The organism is Thermosporothrix hazakensis (genome assembly GCF_003253565.1).
GTDB classification, from domain to species: Bacteria; Chloroflexota; Ktedonobacteria; order Ktedonobacterales; family Ktedonobacteraceae; genus Thermosporothrix; species Thermosporothrix hazakensis.
In genome coordinates, this window is sequence record NZ_QKUF01000006.1 from 1 (window position 1) to 17,121 (window position 17,121).

The 17,121-nt window shown below is 47.2% G+C and carries 17 protein-coding genes and 1 pseudogene; 6 read left to right on the top strand and 12 right to left on the bottom strand.

Translation table 11 applies throughout. The features are described 5' to 3' along the window. Window positions 1-317: 317 nt before the first annotated feature. From EI42_RS10695 to EI42_RS10705, 3 genes are all read right to left on the bottom strand, one after another. A complete protein-coding gene (locus EI42_RS10695; RefSeq protein ID WP_170142533.1) occupies window positions 318-1,163 on the bottom strand; it encodes a cytochrome c oxidase assembly protein in 846 nt (281 codons plus the stop codon). Between the two features lie 175 nt (window positions 1,164-1,338). Continuing rightward, entirely contained in the window at window positions 1,339-2,025 is a 687-nt protein-coding gene (locus EI42_RS10700) for a class I SAM-dependent methyltransferase (RefSeq protein WP_170142534.1), read from the bottom strand. 150 nt (window positions 2,026-2,175) lie between these two features. Next, window positions 2,176-2,988 carry a leucine-rich repeat domain-containing protein gene (locus EI42_RS10705; protein WP_111321704.1) on the bottom strand — a complete coding sequence of 271 codons (813 nt, stop codon included), beginning with the start codon at window positions 2,986-2,988 and terminating at the stop codon, window positions 2,176-2,178. 515 nt (window positions 2,989-3,503) lie between these two features. Between EI42_RS10705 and EI42_RS10715 the strand changes: the two genes are divergently transcribed. After that, window positions 3,504-3,896: an HAD family hydrolase gene (locus tag EI42_RS10715; protein WP_111321708.1), complete on the top strand. Its 393-nt coding sequence runs from the start codon at window positions 3,504-3,506 to the stop codon at window positions 3,894-3,896. An 81-nt stretch (window positions 3,897-3,977) separates the two neighbouring features. Further along, entirely contained in the window at window positions 3,978-4,175 is a 198-nt protein-coding gene (locus tag EI42_RS10720; RefSeq protein ID WP_111321710.1) for a hypothetical protein, read from the top strand. A 159-nt stretch (window positions 4,176-4,334) separates the two neighbouring features. Here the strand turns inward: EI42_RS10720 and EI42_RS10725 are convergent, their stop codons facing one another. The 4 genes from EI42_RS10725 to EI42_RS34305 all read right to left on the bottom strand — a co-directional run bounded on the left by EI42_RS10725 (window position 4,335) and on the right by EI42_RS34305 (window position 7,700). Next, the gene (locus tag EI42_RS10725) at window positions 4,335-5,183 is read right to left on the bottom strand and encodes a GNAT family N-acetyltransferase (RefSeq protein ID WP_111321712.1); all 849 of its coding nucleotides are present in this window, start codon (window positions 5,181-5,183) and stop codon (window positions 4,335-4,337) included. A 176-nt stretch (window positions 5,184-5,359) separates the two neighbouring features. Beyond that, entirely contained in the window at window positions 5,360-6,385 is a 1,026-nt protein-coding gene (locus tag EI42_RS10730) for a PP2C family protein-serine/threonine phosphatase (protein WP_111321714.1), read from the bottom strand. A 99-nt stretch (window positions 6,386-6,484) separates the two neighbouring features. Further along, window positions 6,485-6,904 (bottom strand): PadR family transcriptional regulator, encoded by a 420-nt coding sequence (locus EI42_RS34300; RefSeq protein WP_281279030.1) that lies wholly within the window; start codon window positions 6,902-6,904, stop codon window positions 6,485-6,487. Window positions 6,905-7,565: 661 nt separating this feature from the next. Next, window positions 7,566-7,700, bottom strand: a complete 135-nt coding sequence (locus EI42_RS34305) for a hypothetical protein (protein ID WP_282957317.1) — start codon at window positions 7,698-7,700, stop codon at window positions 7,566-7,568. A gap of 898 nt (window positions 7,701-8,598) precedes the next feature. Between EI42_RS34305 and EI42_RS10745 the strand changes: the two genes are divergently transcribed. From EI42_RS10745 to EI42_RS10755, 3 genes are all read left to right on the top strand, one after another. Further along, window positions 8,599-9,558: a zinc-binding dehydrogenase gene (locus EI42_RS10745; RefSeq protein WP_111321718.1), complete on the top strand. Its 960-nt coding sequence runs from the start codon at window positions 8,599-8,601 to the stop codon at window positions 9,556-9,558. A 228-nt stretch (window positions 9,559-9,786) separates the two neighbouring features. Beyond that, a complete protein-coding gene (locus EI42_RS10750; protein WP_111321720.1) occupies window positions 9,787-10,377 on the top strand; it encodes a GNAT family N-acetyltransferase in 591 nt (196 codons plus the stop codon). Between the two features lie 145 nt (window positions 10,378-10,522). After that, window positions 10,523-10,918 carry a VOC family protein gene (locus EI42_RS10755; protein WP_111321722.1) on the top strand — a complete coding sequence of 132 codons (396 nt, stop codon included), beginning with the start codon at window positions 10,523-10,525 and terminating at the stop codon, window positions 10,916-10,918. 159 nt (window positions 10,919-11,077) lie between these two features. Here the strand turns inward: EI42_RS10755 and EI42_RS10760 are convergent, their stop codons facing one another. The 4 genes and pseudogenes from EI42_RS10760 to EI42_RS10770 all read right to left on the bottom strand — a co-directional run bounded on the left by EI42_RS10760 (window position 11,078) and on the right by EI42_RS10770 (window position 15,090). Beyond that, window positions 11,078-12,103: a ParB/RepB/Spo0J family partition protein gene (locus EI42_RS10760; RefSeq protein WP_111321724.1), complete on the bottom strand. Its 1,026-nt coding sequence runs from the start codon at window positions 12,101-12,103 to the stop codon at window positions 11,078-11,080. 3 nt (window positions 12,104-12,106) lie between these two features. Further along, window positions 12,107-13,048 carry a ParA family protein gene (locus EI42_RS10765; protein ID WP_246046565.1) on the bottom strand — a complete coding sequence of 314 codons (942 nt, stop codon included), beginning with the start codon at window positions 13,046-13,048 and terminating at the stop codon, window positions 12,107-12,109. Between the two features lie 96 nt (window positions 13,049-13,144). Next, window positions 13,145-13,306: pseudogene (locus EI42_RS33840) on the bottom strand (MerR family transcriptional regulator); the annotation flags it as partial. An 896-nt stretch (window positions 13,307-14,202) separates the two neighbouring features. Further along, a complete protein-coding gene (locus tag EI42_RS10770; protein ID WP_346268190.1) occupies window positions 14,203-15,090 on the bottom strand; it encodes a Vgb family protein in 888 nt (295 codons plus the stop codon). 329 nt (window positions 15,091-15,419) lie between these two features. On the opposite strand from EI42_RS10770, the gene EI42_RS10775 reads away from it, so the two are divergent. Continuing rightward, window positions 15,420-16,181, top strand: coding sequence for a glucose 1-dehydrogenase (locus tag EI42_RS10775; protein WP_111321730.1), 762 nt, complete (start codon window positions 15,420-15,422; stop codon window positions 16,179-16,181). 53 nt (window positions 16,182-16,234) lie between these two features. On the opposite strand, the gene EI42_RS10780 is transcribed toward EI42_RS10775, so the two are convergent. Next, the gene (locus EI42_RS10780; protein WP_111321732.1) at window positions 16,235-16,954 is read right to left on the bottom strand and encodes a CPCC family cysteine-rich protein; all 720 of its coding nucleotides are present in this window, start codon (window positions 16,952-16,954) and stop codon (window positions 16,235-16,237) included. Window positions 16,955-17,121 lie beyond the last annotated feature (167 nt).

Here is a 17,121-nt window from a genome sequence, read left to right on the forward strand (position 1 = left end):
TCCGAGCCAAGTGAGTGAGAAGTTTCAGAGAGCTGTTCCCGGGCGAAACGGAGCGATTTCTGATAGTCTGGCGTCGACGTTGAACGAGTCGTATGGCTGAAGGATGCATGCGAAACGAACGGCAGGTGATGGTGATAAACGGTTTTCATCCTGGACAATCCACAATGCCAAAAATAAAGAAGCAGCCAGGGGAGGGACCGCCTGGACTGCTTCTCGACGTCAGCCTTCTGAGGCATGACAGTGAACGACAAAGAACCCTGTTCGTACCGAAAACAGGGACCTGCTCTATGAGAAACTATCTGTCTGCTAAGAGTTCCTCACGAGAGCTCAGTTGCCCGATAGAGTTCTGCCATACGTGCCGCTTCTGCTCGCTCTTTCTTTTCAAGATCGAGAATCCAGCGCAGAAAAATGATGCTGGCAATCACGATAAAAAGAATGCTACCTGGTATCCACATCAACGCCCCGCCCAGATGCTGATCTACAGCGGGATCAAGCAGCTTCGTAGGATTGTTGATATAGACTGAATACAGCGGCGGCATCAGTGTAAGTCCAGCGCTCAACAGGACCATTGGCATATCATTTGAAAAGATATAGAGCAGTTTTGCTGCAATATTGAGTGATGGCAAGGCTTTTGTTGCTGGCGTCAGGAGTGGCCACCAGAACAGAGCGCCTGTTATCAGGAACAGGAATTGCGCTAGAAGGTGCAAGTACGTGTTTTGCATCATCGCGTTAAGAATTGGCTGTGCGTGCCAGAGCCAGAGGTTCCCGTTGAACAGGAACGTAGTCACAAAGATATTCGTCAGCCCTTTCATGACAACGCGTATAGAACGGACTTCCAACGCAGCCTCAATCAGCCATGCAGGCAAACCAAGCACAAGCAGTGGAGCCGCGACAAGTGCCAGTAAAAGGTGTTGTGCCATATGCCCGGTAAAAAGCATATGCGAAAAGCTATTCAAGGGCGAAACAAGCGCAATAAAGATCACAAGCAGCCCGAGTAAAAAAGAAATGAAGCGCCCTTCTGGCATTCGAGCCGCGAGTTGTCGCCGCTGTCGCCACGGCCCTATCATGTAGAGATATGAGCCAAGCAAGAGCAACAACCCGAGGATAAGAAGCGGGTGCCAGTTCCATTGCAAAGCGAGTGTTCCGTGCTCATGGGTTGGCATTGACATTCTCACTTTCTATGTCGGAATAGGACATGCGATCGTGCAACGAAGAAATCATAGAAAGTTTTCACTTTTTTGTCTATTGGGATGAATACCTATTTTTTACCTGATCCCGATCCTGAACATTGGAGCGTGCCAGGAGTGGAGACGCACCAGAGAAAGTAAGCTGGCGTGCTTATTGGGCGGGCTTGATACCGGCAACAAAGGCACGATGCAGGTAAAGATGCAAACAACTTGTCTGGAAGCCTGCTTCCTGGAGGCCCTTGAGAAGCTGTTCGAGTGGCATCGGGTGATCTTCTTTTTGCCGAAGCTCTTCAAAAAAGGCATTTTCGGTATCCTGGGAAGCAGTCAGGTGATTCCACATTGAAAGATAGAGCGCTCCAAATGGCTCAGGCTTTATCTCAACGCGATCGATCAGCAGAAAGATACCACCAGGGGCGAGCGTTTGTGCAACAAAACGAAACACTGCTTGCTGTTCTTCGTATGTCAGATGATGCAGAGTTTGTACGCTGAATGCAAGCTGATAGGTCGCTGTCGGTAGCGTACATTCCTGAAGCGTAGCAAGATCATGTTGTATAAGCGTACATTGGGCTTTGTAAGATGTAAGGCGTTCTTGTGCGAGATCGAGCATTGCACGCGATGCATCGATCCCTACAACCACGCTCTCCGGACGGCGTGCGAAAAGTAGTTCCTCAATCTGGCCTGAGCCGATGCCCAGATCAAGGATATGTGTCCCTTTTTGGTACAGATCGGCGATAAGCGAAACCAGGATCTCAATTTGTTCTGCCCGTATCGGGTTTCGGATAAGCGCTGCCTGGTCCCAATAGCGCGCAAATTCGGGATTGTCCCACTGATCCTGCATCGTTAAAAATCCTTTCCTTGACTCTATTTCAATTCTGAGAAGTAGTATGGATGGTAAGAGGTGTGCAAAGCGTTTGCGCCCGACGTTTTGTCTGAGCGCAAACGGAACGACAGTATAGCAAAAAGTCATGCAAGCTGCAAAGAGCCTTTTTTATCGCTGACGTGGGCGCTTCCCGAAGCCGCGAATCTCTGTAAAGCGCAAGAGTATGCCTCGCTGACGAAACTGAGCGATTTCCGGTGCTGTCCGCAGATGAGGTGGTAATTCCAGATGCCGCAGGGATGGTAAATGCAGGAGCGGCGTTATTGTTGTCAGCTTCGGGCTGGCAAGGATTGCGAGACTCCTTAGTGCTGGAAGGGAGGCGAGCGGCTGAATGTCTGTTAGTTCTATCAAGCCAGTGAGCGTGAGAATGCTTAATTGTGAGAGGGTAGTTAGTGGTGCCAGATCAGTGATAAGTGGTGTACCCGTGAGGGAAAGCTGTGCCAGTCGAGTAAGCCCGGCAAGCGGTGTCAAATCTCTTATATGCTTGCTTAAAAGAGCAAGGCCAGTGAGTGCTGATAGATGTGTAAGGGGAGTGAGATCACGGAATGTGCCTTTCAGGACAAGCCGCTGTGGAAAATGCGGAATCAATTCCAGCACATGGATCTTTTTCAGCGAGCGAATCTGATGTACAAAGAGCGCAGGGCGTCCATCCCAGCTTATCATGCGGACACGGGGTTGCAGCGCGTTGAGCGCCTCTCGACTGTGCAGCCATGCATATTCCTGCTGTATTTCCGGTCGCTTGTCTGCTTGATACGCTTGCAAGGAGTGAGTATCATGCATCACAGCAAGCGCACGCATACAAGCAAGCGTCGTTTGCACATCTTGCGTAGGATTATAGAGCAGCAGAGCTTTCAAAGGTGCTCCGACTGCCGCAAACAGGTATGCTTCGTCGAGTGTTTCAGGCAGTATGACTCTCTCTTCCAAATGGTACTCTCCCTTTCAAAAATGTGTGGCTTTTGCCTTCCTGTTCTTCTGTCAGCGAGCCAAAACGGATAAAAGCGGTAAACCGCTCGCTTGCTTCTCTATGGGCAAACTTTCTTTGCTCTCTCATAGAGAGATATGCTAGCGAGACATGAGAGAGCTATACATGTGGGGTGCTGTATTTCCAGAAACCTCGATGCCTGGGAGAATAGAATGAACGCGCTTTGTATTCTGGTTTTCCGAAACCGGAGGATCTGGCTGAAGTTTGTCTTTTGCTGAGCTGAGACTATATAAGAAGTGTTCTATGTGTGAGAAATGGAGAAAATTCGTGATGAGAAGCCTGATACAGGCTATTGTGATAGATCTGGGTAGCGTATTGTTGCAGATTGTAGACTGGCGGAAATGGGAGTGTCTTTTACAGCTTCCTGGCGGTGAACTATCTCGCTTGCAAATCAGCTTGAAGAGGCACTTGGGCGCTCCCTTACTACTGTGTCTGTGCCGTTCAGAAGCAGTACGGGTTGAGTGGAGCGCAATGGGATGAATGGTTGCACGATATCGGCGATGATGAGCATTTGAACGAGGGACTAGCTCCTTATTTCCGTACACTGCGCTCTCGATATACGCTTGTTGTACTTTCAAATAGCGATTTGCATGCGATGGTTACGCGAAAGTTCGGCCTGCATACCCTGGTGCATCAGATATTCTTTTCGGTTGAAGAGGGACTTGAGAAGCTGGATGCGCGGCTGTATCAACGCATGCTTGATCGTTTGCCACTGGCTCCCGAGGCGACTGTTGTGCTGGATGATCAGAAAAGACACCTCGCAACAGCACGGAACCTCAGGATGCATACGCTTCTCTTTCGTGAGACAAAACAGGCAATTGCTGAACTGAAAAGTGCGCTCCAGGCGTGAACCACATTTTTCTGGAAAAGATGTCAAGTTTTGGGAGCAAGCTGCGATATACAGAGAGGAACAAAAAGGAGTCTGAAGTAGATGTTGAGCGAGGCTGTTGTCAGTTTGCCGCCGACGCGTCACTATACTCTGGATATGTTGTTAACGGGCGAGAGAGCCTGGTTTGTGTTCTGGCACGCAGGATCAGAGCGTGAGCATGAGGGACTGCCTGTATTGCTCAGCCGTTTCCAGAGTAAAACGAGTGCGGAAACACCTGATATTCTGTGCACTACGATGTGATTAAGGTGATTGTTGTTTATTAGAGTGGATAGCGCCTCAATGAGGCAGGGAATGAGTGGCCTGAAGTTGCTCTATTCCCTGCTCTGATGCGATCTGGTCATTGTGCAATTTGGAAGGGTATATATATGAATAGTTTCCCTATAGAGATCGAGAGTTGCTCTATGCCAGGACTGTGCGTTTGTAGTTCAGGTAGGAGTTGATTACCTGAAAGCCCGCTTTCTCAAAAAGCTGATGTGCATTCGTCTGGCTGTTGCTATCAACATTCAGACGCACAGTGGAGATACCGCGTTGATAGAATGCCGAAAGTGTATGTTGCAAAAGCTGCATTCCAATGCCTCGCCGACGCCAGGGACGCCGAACACCAAGATGCATGATTTCGCCAACATTATTCACGATTTCGCCCAGACAACAGCCTGCAATAGTAAGGTGTTCCCATGCAACAAGCCACAGCGATGCATTAAAGTGAGGCTCATTCATATGGAAGCGCCGACACCACTGTTCGTATGTACGGGGTTCCTTACCCCGCTCATCTAAAAATGCCTCCTCATCAGCTTCGTAGACGGCCTGTTCATCCCAACCTACTACAAATGGGCGAATATCGATATCTGGTATAGGTTCAGCAAGCGTTGGCGGCCCGTTCAAGTCCAGTTCTCTAACCTGAAAAATGGAGCTAAGCTCATAGCCTGCCTTTTCCAGCATCCGTTGAGCTGCTTTTTCATGCTCCCAAACCTGGGCGAGAAGCGTCCCGGGGTGTATTTCCAGAGCACGTAGCAGTCGTGTGCCGATACCGCGTCCCTGCATATCCGGACGAACCCAGATTTTCGGGACAAATTGCTGTAGAACAGGAAAGCTTTGTAGTTCTGCGTACCCGATGGGCTGTCCATCGAAAGAAAGAGCAACCCACGCCTCTCCATTTGCTGGGATTGCCCATTGACGCACTAACTCTCGGTCTATCATGGTTGCAGGCCGAATAGTGAGTGCATCATATAAAGGCTCATCTGTTTGCATCGATTAATTTTACTCCTTTTGACTGCTGGCCGGCATTGGTTTCAATCTTACCTCTGTTTTGCAGAATATATGATGGAAAGCCTTTTGTCTACTAAGATGACCAAGAGGTAGGAATGGAGAGGTGAGAATATGGGAGAAGCTGCCTGTGGAGCGAACCGACAGGCAGCCTTTCTCTTTTAGTCGATTCGTACCACGATGGCTGTACTATTATCCGGGCCGCCATTCTCATTTGCACGCTCAATCAAGTATCGGCTGCTTTCCTGTGGAGGATATTGAGTTACGATAGTATATATTTCTTCTTCACTGACCTGTGTATGCACACCATCAGTACAGAGGATCAGTGTATCACCGCTTTGAAGATCAACCGTTGTTGCATACACATCGACATCGGCCTGAGTACCCAGGGCACGGATGATCATATTCCGATTTTTGGTACTCTTTTTGGCTTCCTCGGCTGTCATTCTGCCCTGACGAACCTGTTCTGCAAGCCAGCTATGATCTTCTGCTATTTGATGTACCTGCTGGTCTCGAATGAGGTAGGCAAGGCTATCTCCGACATTAGCTAATATGAGGGAATTATCCTTGATGACTGCTGCAACGCAGGTAGTCCCCATACTTTTGGGCAGTGTTCTGGTATCTTTCTGGCGTTCAACCTCATTGACCTGGAAGATTTTCTGATTTGCGAGCTTGATGGCGTGGACGAGCGAGTCTGCAATATTCTGATTGGTATTATAATAAACTTCTTTGATTGTTGTAACAGCTAAATCACTTGCTCTCGCTCCAGCATTATCATCACCCATACCATCAGCGACTACGACAAGGCTTCCTTTTTTCTCTCGCAGGTTACTTTCTTCCGGGATAACGGAGAGCATCTTATCTTCGTTCACCTGGCGTTTTAACCCGATATCTGTGTTCGATGCGATCTGGACCTGGAAGGGGCTATATGTCTGTTCCTTTGACCACAACTGTTTGAGTAATTGTGCATATTCAACCGTGATACTTTTGGCAAAATCATAGAAGACCAGGCACCAGAAACGGAAAAACGTACCAGATTCATCGCTTTGGAGCGCTTCCAGGCAACAATCACGAAACGTAAGCTGCATTTCGGCGCCATACTCCTGCCGAAATGAGCTTGGATAAGCGAAGAGCAGTAGCTGATAGAGTTTCTGAGACCAATTGAGCAATTGGAGAGATGTTTGCATGCTTTGAGGTTCCCTTCATGGTATGTGATACGCTGTTTTGCTCAACGATGTAGTTGTACAATTGAGAGCATTGGAGTGTTGATAAATGGCTGACTCTGCTCAACCGAGAACGTGTTTTAGCTGTGCAATGGAAACGAGTTGTGCGAGCCGCTCTGCTTCAGCATGAAGCACTCGTTGTCCAAAGCCTGTAAGCCGATAGTAGCGACGGCGTTCATTCCCGTGTTGAGGGTCTGCTTTCTCTCCTGTTTCCTCAATTAGCCCGCTCGATAGCATCCGTTTTAGTGATCCGTAGAGTGTTCCTGGACCCATATGAACTGTGCCCTTGGTTCTCTCTGCAATTTCTTGCATAATCCCGTACCCATGTCGTTCGCCATCGCTGAGAGCCAGAAGGATATGGAAGACAGCTGGCGTAAGAGGTAAAAGGCTTTCGGGATCTTTTTTTCGGCTATGAATAGTATGACCTCCTTTCGTTGTATCGGACTCCTCGCAGATAAGCGTATGTGCCAGAGTTTGTTGCACTTGCTATATTAAAGCTGTATATATCCGCAATGGATATATCTGTACTCGATAGTATAGCTTTGTATTTGATAGTTTGTCAAGTTCTCAATGAGAATGCTGTCCAGGACCAGAATATTTGTCCAATGTCACAAAGAGAACCCTGGTTTCGCGAAACCATTTTTATATCTATTATTTGTCTGTGACATAGAAGTATTTCGTTCTAGTCTGATTTTATCAGATAGTAATCCCATTCTATAAAGTCAGTAATATATACGTTATTCAAAATGGGTTAAGAGGCGCCAGTCGTTAGAGCAATCTTTTATAGTGACATATAGTGACATCTGATTTCGCGAAACCACCGCAACCACCTCGTTTCCGATAGTTACTCTTGATAGTTACGCTTACCAAAACGATGAAGCTTTGGTTTCGCGAAACCGGTAGCGGACAGGAGCATTTAAGCTTCTTTTCGTTTTCTATCTCTGGCAGTTCTTGACCCTGTTTTTGTATACTACAATAGTTTTTTTAACAGAAGAACATGTGGATCTGCTATGTCTATAAGTGAGGAAATATTCTATCTGTAAGAATTCATGTAAAGATTTATAGAAGAGAAGCTAGAGAACAGTGGTTTCGCGAAACCAACAATTGAAAGAGACAGCTGTAGAGTTGCTTCCCCATACCTACTTCAAATGCATCCGGCCAGGCAGGCGGTACGGATGAGCCAGTTGAGGTGCAGTGGTGTGATGTCGTTGGGCTGGTTGGACGCTGCTACTGTATAGTGAAGCGGAAACTGTCCCGTTTGGATTAGAAGTAGTACCACAGGCTCACAAGGACTAACGTGAACTCTTCCGCACGCAAAAGGTGTGATCTGTGCCTGAGCTTCACAGGCGTATCTGGCAAAGAGATGTGATAATGTTTATTAATTATCACAGGCTGTATTGTGATGAAGATATTTGCGTCGTATATTGCAAGTTCCTTTTGGTCATGTTCTTTCTTAGAACGCATTGAAGATGCTGAATGCCTTTTTACTTCCTCTGCCATTCACAACAAGCTTTTAAGATATTAGATGTATCCAGGCCACCCTGCAAATTCTAATAAGATTTAAGACGCGTAGTGGTTTCGCGAAACCAGAAACTGGAATTCTGGGGTTGGAGCGATTTAATATTATGTAGTGTTTATAGTCTGCTATCGATGGAGCCGAGATGGGACTGGCTTCTAACTTCATGGCACAATATTTGTTTCTTATCTTTTGTCCTACCGAGTAATGAAACAAGCTATAGTTTCGCGAAACCATAGCTGTAGGGTTCAGACTAACGTAATCTTGATCTAATTTGCAAAGATCTTGGTTTCGCGAAACCAGAAAGTCTCGGGTATATCTAGAAACGCAAATTAGCAGTATTCGCTATAGAGAATAGCGGTTTCGCGAAACCAGAGTTTAAACTTTTAAGAGGACTGGAAGCGGCGATAATCAAGCATTATGCCCATACTCACCCTTCTCCTTTGTCCTTTATATTCCTTAGTCTGAACCCCACAGCTATGGTTTCGCGAAATTATAGCTTGTTTCATTTCTGACGTACATCCATTTACTTTACTGCTGACTCTAGTTGGCTGAGTTCGATGTTGACCCATGCGTTGGTAATAAAGCACGAAATAACGAGTAGCTTCCAGATGTTATTACTTTAGTAATAACACTATCTTTTTGTAAGGAGATCTGAAAGATGAAGGCTGTAGTGTATGTGGGTTCTGGCCAGATAGATGGGCTCCATTTACAGGAGGTAGAAGAGCAGAAGCCACTCACCGGAGAAGTGCAGGTGCGCTTAAAAGTAGCGGGTATCAATCATCGGGATCTATTTCTCTTAGAATCGAAGAAAGAAGCTTTCTTTCCAGGGTCAGATGGTGCAGGTGTTGTTATAGCAGTTGGGGAAGGAGTGACAAATATACATGTGGGGGATGAAGTAGTGTTAAATCCCAGTTTGCGCTGGGAAAAAGCATCCGAGGTGCCAGCTGTACCTGAGATTCTGGATGGGACCTTTGCTGAAACAATCGTTGTTCCAGCAGAAAACGTTGAACTCAAACCGAAGCATCTTTCCTGGGAAGAGGCAGGTGTATTGCCACTCGCAACATTAACTGCATATAGAGCTCTGTTTACCCGTGCTCGCGTGAAACCAGGTGAGCATGTCTTAATTCCTGGCATTGGGAGTGGCGTGGCAACTATCACTCTGCTTCTTGCAAAGGCTGCTGGAGCATATGTAACCGTGACCTCGCGAAGTGCTGAAAAACGAGAGCAAGCTTTGAGGTTAGGGGCGGATTCTGCCTTTGATAGTAGCGGGAAATGGGACTTGAGTAGAAAAGTGGATGTCATTATTGAGAGTATTGGTTCCGCCATTTTTGAACGATACTTCTCTGTCTTACGTGAGGGGGGCCGCATTGTCTCGTTTGGGGCAACAACTGGTGATAGAGTAGAGATACCTTTGCGTACATTCTTCTTCCAACAGTGGAGTATGCTTTCTACTTCAATGGGAAGTCGGGAAGAGTTTCAGGATTTGCTTCGCTTCGTTACTCAGCATCGATTGCGTCCAATTGTTGATCGAGCTTATAAACTTGAGGAGGTCAGGCAGGCCTTTCAGCGAATGCAAGCAGGTGAACAATTTGGCAAAATCGCTTTTCTGATCGAATGAGATCTGCGTAGGAACTATTGTAGAAAGCCGCTTATCCTTCTATCTCTTTTCCTATAGATAAGATGAGCGGCTTTTCTTTGCATCTTGAAATTCGTTTGTTTCTCTTCTTCTGATTGGTCTGCATGCTTAAAAGGGAATTGGCTCTTTATAGAACAGTCTTGCGCTATTACAATGCTAAACACGTACTTTCGATGGAGCGTATGGCTTTTCGTATTGACGAAGGAGAATATGATGAATATTACCCCTATCACTTTATCTGGAACGTATGCTCGCTTGGAGCCCCTTCATCTGGATCACGTAGAGGCATTGTTTGACGCAGCTCAGCATGAAGCTATTTGGACATTTTTACCTGAGAAGGCGGGTCAATCTCTTGAGAATATGCAAGCATGGGTGAAACAAGCTCTACGAGAGCAGGAAGAAGGGACCAGTTTGCCCTTTGTTATTGTCAGCCTGCAACATGATTGTATAGTTGGTTCTACCAGATACTTGGATATTGATCGCGTGAATCGAGGGCTGGAAATTGGTTGGACCTGGCTGAATCCTCTCGCGCAACGCACCTCTATTAATACAGAGTGCAAATATACCTTGCTTCGACATGCGTTTGAGACGCTTGGCTGCATCCGAGTGCAGTTGAAGACAGATGTACGTAATCTTCAATCGCAACGAGCCATTGAGCGTATCGGTGGGATAAAAGAGGGGATCCTGCGTCAGCATCGTATTCTCTCAGATGGCTATAGACGAGATAGTGTGTTGTATAGCATTCTCGATACAGAATGGCCCCATGTAAAGGTAAAACTTGAAGCAAAGTTGTCTAAATAATATTGCTCCAAGTTACCTGGCTTGTATGTATTTTTTAACTTAATTTAGGATCATTGCTCACCTATATAGCAGATACAATACGGGAAGACTTGATTGTATATTGTGGAAAAGACGAATAGATTTCCTATATCAGGAAGGATTGGGAATGCAGTTCATTAATATTCGCTTGCTGATCAACGATTATAAGGAGTCTGTTCAGTTCTGGAAATATGCACTGAAAGCCTCCCCTGACTACGAGCTTGAAGAGATGGGCTACGCATACTTTAGAACAGACAGCGCTGGAATTGAACTTTACAAGCGAGACAAATTTGCTGCAACTATGGGTGATCCTCTGCTTGCGCGACAAGCTCAGGAGCTTCAAGCCGTTCTTGTTTTTCTTGTAGACAATGTTGATGCGACGTATGAGCAGTTCGTCCGAGAGGGGTTGAACGTAGTGGCGAAACCTCAAGATAGGCCGGAGTGGAATGCTCGCTCTGCCCATGTCTATGATCCGAAGGGCTATTTGATCGAGTTCTATAGCCCTTTGTCCTCTGAAATATAAAATGAGCGGAGAAACCTCCGCTACATGTTTGCCTGCTAAGGAATGAAGGGATCATGTGTCATTGAGGGAACAATAGCTCAAAGAAGGCCGAGGCGATCATTATGTTCCGCACCGGCATCGCTTCGGCCTTTTGTACTCTCTGGCTGCGATACGATATGCTTACTCGGTTGAGGGATCCTCACCGAGAAGCTCTTGTATCGCTTGCGCCATGTTTTGCAGAAGGACCCGTTCTTCCTCTGTGAGGAGATGGTGTATCGCAATTTTTCGATAAGCATGGAAGCGCCTCTCGACCGAATGGAGCTTACCAATTCGTTCTGCTGCAAGCGAATGCTGTTCAGGTGAAGCTGGTACAGTTTTTTCAGTAAGCGGTTTTTCAGGTTCCTTTTTGCTTTCGACCTCAGCTTCTGGCGTCGGCTTCGTTTGGGGGCTATGAGTCGAGGCCTCTGCGACTGCGGTTATTTGCTGCTGTCTCGTAAGCACGACTTCAACGGCAGCCCGAACTCCATCCGTAGTCAGCTCGCCAGCGAGGAACTTTTGCATGATCGGAGCCCGATCTTCCTTGCTTTCTAGCCGACGGAAATACGTCATCGCGCGCAGGCTATCCGGCTTACGTCTCAACATCTCTTGAATATCCTCAGGTGAGCGGGCAGCCATCAGACATAATTTCACATGGTTTCGATCTTTATGGACCATCTGGGCTACCTGATCCTGAGTCATGTGAAATTCATCCATAATGTGTTGATAGAGATGACCCAGGTTGACCGGAGAGGTATTTACCCGCGCTCCATTTTCACGCGCAGCCCGAAAAGCCTGTTTGAGTCGGGAGGGTGGTGGATCTTCAACAAACACCGGTACTTTTGTTAGACCCGCCTCACGTGCTGCATCACGCCTCTGATGTCCGCCACCTGTCAGAAAGTAATGGCCTTCTTTTTCTGCTAATGGGCTGACATTTAATGCTCCCTGAAACCCATCTGCTTTAATTGAAGCAACAAGGCTTTGAAAGTCTGCCGGGTTTATTTCTTCTGCGTGCTGAAAAGGGTTATCGTGAATGCGATCAATCTCAATCCAGATAACACCAGGATCAGAGGGCGCGCGCACCTCTTCGTCATCATCAACATATCCGATGAAGCCCGATACCGCTATTTGCTGCAATGGGTCTAGAGCAGGTCGTCCCTTTTTTGGCATATGTTAAACCTCCACTACCTCTGCTTGCTGTGCAAGCTCGCGAGCATGTGCACAGTGTTTACAGTCATCGAAACCTACGATTTTGCCTTGATATCCAGCGATACGCAGTGCCAAAGCAAACAGTTCTTTTGCACCGCGGCTGGAGCGGTCTTCCTCAAAGCTTGTTTTTTGATACGCTTGTGCGTTTGGGATAGTCTTGTCCGTATGAATGCTGAATGTAGTCAGGGTGGGAAATGCGCGCCAGACGCTTGAGAGATAGTCAACCGTGAGAGCGCCTGTATGGTTGACTTTAAAAGGCACAATACCGGTGATCTTCAGTTTCTGTTGACGGCGCCGGAATTTGCGCTGAATATCCTCAAACATCTGGGCCAGTCCCTGGTAAGCATACTCTTCTAGCTCAACAGGAATGAGCACTTCCTGACTGGCATAGAGCATCGCTGTTGTGAGCGCGTTAGGATTAGGGGGATTATCAAAAATGAGGAAGTCAAGATAATCTGGATGGGTATGAAACTCTTCTTGAGTTGTTGGCTCTATCTTGAAGTCGCGCGGTCGTACTTCTGGCTTGTTCCACCAGGGAAGCTCTTCACTGGCTGATTCTTCAAGATCAGCCTGTAGGTCATCAACACGGTCACAGAGAACATCAAAATCCTGTTGCCCATGAATATACTCTACAGCACGAGTGAGATGCATATCAGCTGGAACGATCCATAAATTACGGCGCGCCTGATACATTGCGTCGAGCAGTGGCACATTCTCGCTGACTACATGAGTAAGAGTAGGACGTTGATATCGATGTGGAAGCGTGAGCATACTTGCATTTGCCTGCTCGTCCCCATCGAGCAATGCAACCTTGAAACCAAGAGCAGCCAGATTCGCAGCCAGGTTAGTCGCGCAACTGGTTTTTCCTGTTCCCCCTTTTTTGTTGTAGATGGTGATAATTCTCATCTGTTTCCTCCTTTGAAATGTGTGATAGTGAGAGGTTTGTGCTGTATATGCACTTTCCTCCAGGTGGGGATCTTCGCTGTGCGGGTATGCCTCGCGCTTTCCAAGAAAATCTAAATATTGCTGATGCGTATAGTATCGCCGATTTGTTGGGCTTCGTTTCGCCTTGAGTATTCCCAGGCGGTCCCAACGTTGCAGGGTGAAGACTGAATGTCCAATTAAGCGAGCGAATTCCCTGGGCTTGTAGATCTTCTCTTCCATGCTTACCATTGTACACTGTTTGATTATGTTTGACTACATTTTGTAGGGATTTTTTTGGATTTTTGCTCTCCTTGAATTCGAGAATCCGCTTCTATAGCAGTTTTATACCTGACGAGCAAGGAAAAATTTACCAGTCCTATTTCAAGTGAAAAATGTCCTATAGTTTCTTTCCAGGGATATGAAGAATATGCATCTTTGCAGTTTTCTATGACAAATTGAAAGGTTAAGCGGATTGCCAATTATGATGGCTGTGCTCCTGGATTTTATATGCGGTAGCCTGTGATCTGATTGCTTTCCACTAACCTGGTGCTGTACTACTGGCTGTTTGTTGCTTGCTTCTAATGTTGCGAAACCGGTTTTATTGGTGCTGACTCGCAAGTGCCTACCATTCCTCTATCTGGTTTCGCGAAACCATTCCCATCGTTGCCTTTTCTCGTGCTTTTGTACATCTCTGTCAAGCGACAATTGGCTGTCATTTTTCTACACGACGATAGATAGGAGAGGACGAGTTATGTAATGAAAAACTCAACAAGTGATAGGCGATTTTACTGATGAGAATAGAAGGGCTGTGTATAGTGCGGCAGAAATGCGCCCGACCGTTATCAAGGGGTGTGCAGAGATGCCGGACGCCGCCAGATTCTCTCGCTTATATGGCATCTTTCGGGTCTGCTAAAGAGGTTCCGAGGAATACATGCTGACGCTATGAATATGAAAAGCGATGTCAGCGAAGAAGCTTTCCCTTATGCCAAATTATTTCAGTTTAGAACCCTATCGTAGAAATAAAATGGTGACATGGGAAGGGGAGATAGACGCAATCATAGGGAGCTTGTAGCGGGCTATCTGGGAAGGCGAACCTGTACACGTCACACGATAAAACATGTACAGGTTCATCGCTTTTATGAGAGAGCGAGTTTTCCGATATAGTTCTTTTCTTCTGCGAACCACAGTGCTCCATCAGGTCCCGCTACAATGCCATGCGGTTCCGCTTCGGGAGTCAACAGCGGGTAGCTGGTTATGTCACCATGTACAGTGATTTGTCCGATGCTGTTGTTCTTCCACTCAGTGAACCAGAGTGACTCATCAGGACCAGGTGTAATCGCGTGTGGGCGAGCTTCAGGAACAAGTAACGGGAACTCGGTAATGTCTCCATCAGGTGTAATTCGCCCGATGCGATTGCCAATAATTTCAACGAACCAGAGAGCCTTATCTGGGCCCACAGCTATGCCAACTGGTCCCGCATCAGGGGATGGAAGTGGGAATTCGGTGATATCTCCATTGACGGTGATGCGCCCGATTTTGTTTGCCTGATTCTCAGTAAACCAGAGGGCTCCATCTGGTCCTGTCACTATATAGGCCGGAAACGCTCCGGCTGATGGAATGGCGAACTCAGTGATATCTCCATTGAGGGTGATGCGCCCGATTTTATTTGCCTGATTCTCAGTAAACCAGAGAGCATTGTCGGGTCCAACTGTGATCCCATATGGTCCTGCGTTGGGTGTAGGTAGAGCAAATGCGCTGACCTCTCCACTCATTGTGAGGCGACCGATGCAGTTTGCCTGGATCGGGGTAAACCAGAGAGCATTGTCTGGCCCTGGAGTAAGCAGCAGGCTGCCTGAAGCGCTGGCAAGGCCTGCATATTCGGTGATGGTTCCATCCAGTGTGATTCTTCCGATGCTATTATGACGCGCTTTACTGAACCATATGGCCCGGTCCGGCCCTACTGTAACGCCATATGGCCCGGTATCGGGAGTGGGAACTATATATTCTGTAATATGTGCTTTCAATGACACGTTTTGCTCCATCTTTGTGTGTATATGACGGTTTGCTCAGGAGGGAAGTAAGCCCAACAACGTTTTCTGGCCCTTACGGATCAGACGGAAGGGACTTTTCTGAGAGAAGTTAAAGGAAGGGCTATTTCTACATAGAAAGGGTTTTCTCGCTTTCGTGTCAGGCTATTGCTATCCTAGCATACGCTGTCAAACATGCTCTATGAAGCATACAGGATGCACTGCAGACGGAATCTCTGCTTGACAGTCCAATTTAATTTGTATTATAATCAGGACAGAAAAAATTGGAATATTCCTTATCCTATGAGAGAAAGGCCAATAGAGAATTGCAAAGATTTGTTGATAAAATCGTACTTGTAACGGGCGGTGGTTCGGGAATCGGTCAGGTGGCAGCACGTGCTTTTGCCCGTGAGGGAGCCTCGGTCGTTGTCGCAGGACGAAGGGCAAGCGAAGGGGAAAAGACGGTTGCTCTGATTCAGGCAGATGGTGGAACGGCTTCCTATATCCCGGTTGATGTTAGGAACGAAGCTGATGTTGCGCGCTTGATTGAGGAAATTGTTGCTCGTTATGGCCGGCTGGATATCGCGTTAAACAACGCCGGGGTTTTCTCCTTGGGACCGCTCGCAGAGGCAACCGAGCAGACGTGGGATACAATAATAGATGTGAATCTGAAGGGCACATGGTTGAGTATGAAATATGAGATTCAGCAGATGTTAAAGCAGCCCGAAAGAGGAACTATTGTCAATATTGGATCGAATATCGGAGTGCCTGGAGTAAAGCCAGGAATCGCTATTTATGCTGCCTCAAAGGCTGGCGTACAGGTACTAACGAAAGCGGCTGCGCTGGAATATATCAAGCATGGGATTCGTATTAACTCGGTCAGCCCGGGGCCAACAAAAACCAATATGTCGAAGCGCCCATCTGAAACAGACGAAGAGCAGGCGCGTCGCATTGCAGAGAGTGTGCCCCTTGGACGTATCGGTTTACCGGAAGAGATTGCCAGTGCGATTCTCTGGCTGAGTTCGCCTGAAGCTTCTTTTGCTGTAGGCCATGATATCGTGCTGGATGGTGGGACTACTCTGCAATAAGAAAGTATCGCCATTGTTTGAAAAGAGCCGCCCGGTACGACGGCTCTTTTCCTTTATTTTGAGTGCGGTGGAGTATGTGCTTCCGGGTCGTCCGTGGGGGTTACGGAGGCTGGCAATCCTTGAGCAATAAAGGTCGGAGGGGTTTCTGAACGGTAACGGCGTACTACTTCTTGTAGAATCTCACGCAAGCGTGTCTCGCTAGAGTATTCTGTATGAAGGGCGATAAAGAGCGAGTCGAGAAGTTCCTGCGTTGTATATCTTGAGCAGTGCTGCTCAAACTCTGCATCTTCAAGTGGTCGAGTGAGCTGGCCGGGTTCGTATCGTGCATATCCATTGACATAGGTAGCGAGGAGACGAAATTCCATAGCGTGCGTTTTCTCGGTCTCGTTTTTCTCGTTCAACCAGGGTTCGGGAGTGTCAAGAAGCCAGAGCGCGAGAGAAAGGGGCCAGTAGTTTGTGCGTCGCTCTGGACCGTCAAGCTGGACGATATCTTTGGCTTGCTCAAGATTGATTTTCCAGACAGGGACTTCTTCAGGGCGAGGCGCACGGACATATCGTCGCCAGCCGGGCATTGCCACACCTGTCAGGATAAAGTTTCGTTGCGCTTCTCTCAGGCTGACCTGATTGGCGCCTCCCGGACGGTCAGGAGCAAGTGGGCCCGGTATACTATCTTCCCAGTAACAAACTGCACAAATATCGTAACCCCCCGGGGGCGGTTCTCTCAGAGTTAGAAAGCCACAACAAGGACAGGAGAATCTCCGTGTTTTGGTCATGCTGCTTCTCTTTTCTCTTATAATGAAAGTATTTTCGTTCTTCTCGAATTATACGATAAAAAGGAAGAAATTTCTATATCTATAGAACCAAAGTCGTAATAACGGTGGTATCAGTACTCCTCGGGCGTTCTTTCTATTGATGTGGATTTTGCTGCGTATTTCCTATA

What these genes read in the sequence shown, in the direction of transcription:
- EI42_RS10695 (WP_170142533.1), bottom strand. Translation starts at nt 1,163, where the DNA reads ATGCCAACCCATGAGCACGGAACACTCGCTTTGCAATGGAACTGGCAC.
- EI42_RS10700 (WP_170142534.1), bottom strand. Translation starts at nt 2,025, where the DNA reads ATGCAGGATCAGTGGGACAATCCCGAATTTGCGCGCTATTGGGACCAG.
- EI42_RS10720 (WP_111321710.1), top strand. Translation starts at nt 3,978, where the DNA reads ATGTTGAGCGAGGCTGTTGTCAGTTTGCCGCCGACGCGTCACTATACT.
- EI42_RS10725 (WP_111321712.1), bottom strand. Translation starts at nt 5,183, where the DNA reads ATGCAAACAGATGAGCCTTTATATGATGCACTCACTATTCGGCCTGCA.
- EI42_RS10730 (WP_111321714.1), bottom strand. Translation starts at nt 6,385, where the DNA reads ATGCAAACATCTCTCCAATTGCTCAATTGGTCTCAGAAACTCTATCAG.
- EI42_RS10745 (WP_111321718.1), top strand. Translation starts at nt 8,599, where the DNA reads ATGAAGGCTGTAGTGTATGTGGGTTCTGGCCAGATAGATGGGCTCCAT.
- EI42_RS10750 (WP_111321720.1), top strand. Translation starts at nt 9,787, where the DNA reads ATGATGAATATTACCCCTATCACTTTATCTGGAACGTATGCTCGCTTG.
- EI42_RS10755 (WP_111321722.1), top strand. Translation starts at nt 10,523, where the DNA reads ATGCAGTTCATTAATATTCGCTTGCTGATCAACGATTATAAGGAGTCT.
- EI42_RS10760 (WP_111321724.1), bottom strand. Translation starts at nt 12,103, where the DNA reads ATGCCAAAAAAGGGACGACCTGCTCTAGACCCATTGCAGCAAATAGCG.
- EI42_RS10765 (WP_246046565.1), bottom strand. Translation starts at nt 13,048, where the DNA reads ATGAGAATTATCACCATCTACAACAAAAAAGGGGGAACAGGAAAAACC.
- EI42_RS10780 (WP_111321732.1), bottom strand. Translation starts at nt 16,954, where the DNA reads ATGACCAAAACACGGAGATTCTCCTGTCCTTGTTGTGGCTTTCTAACT.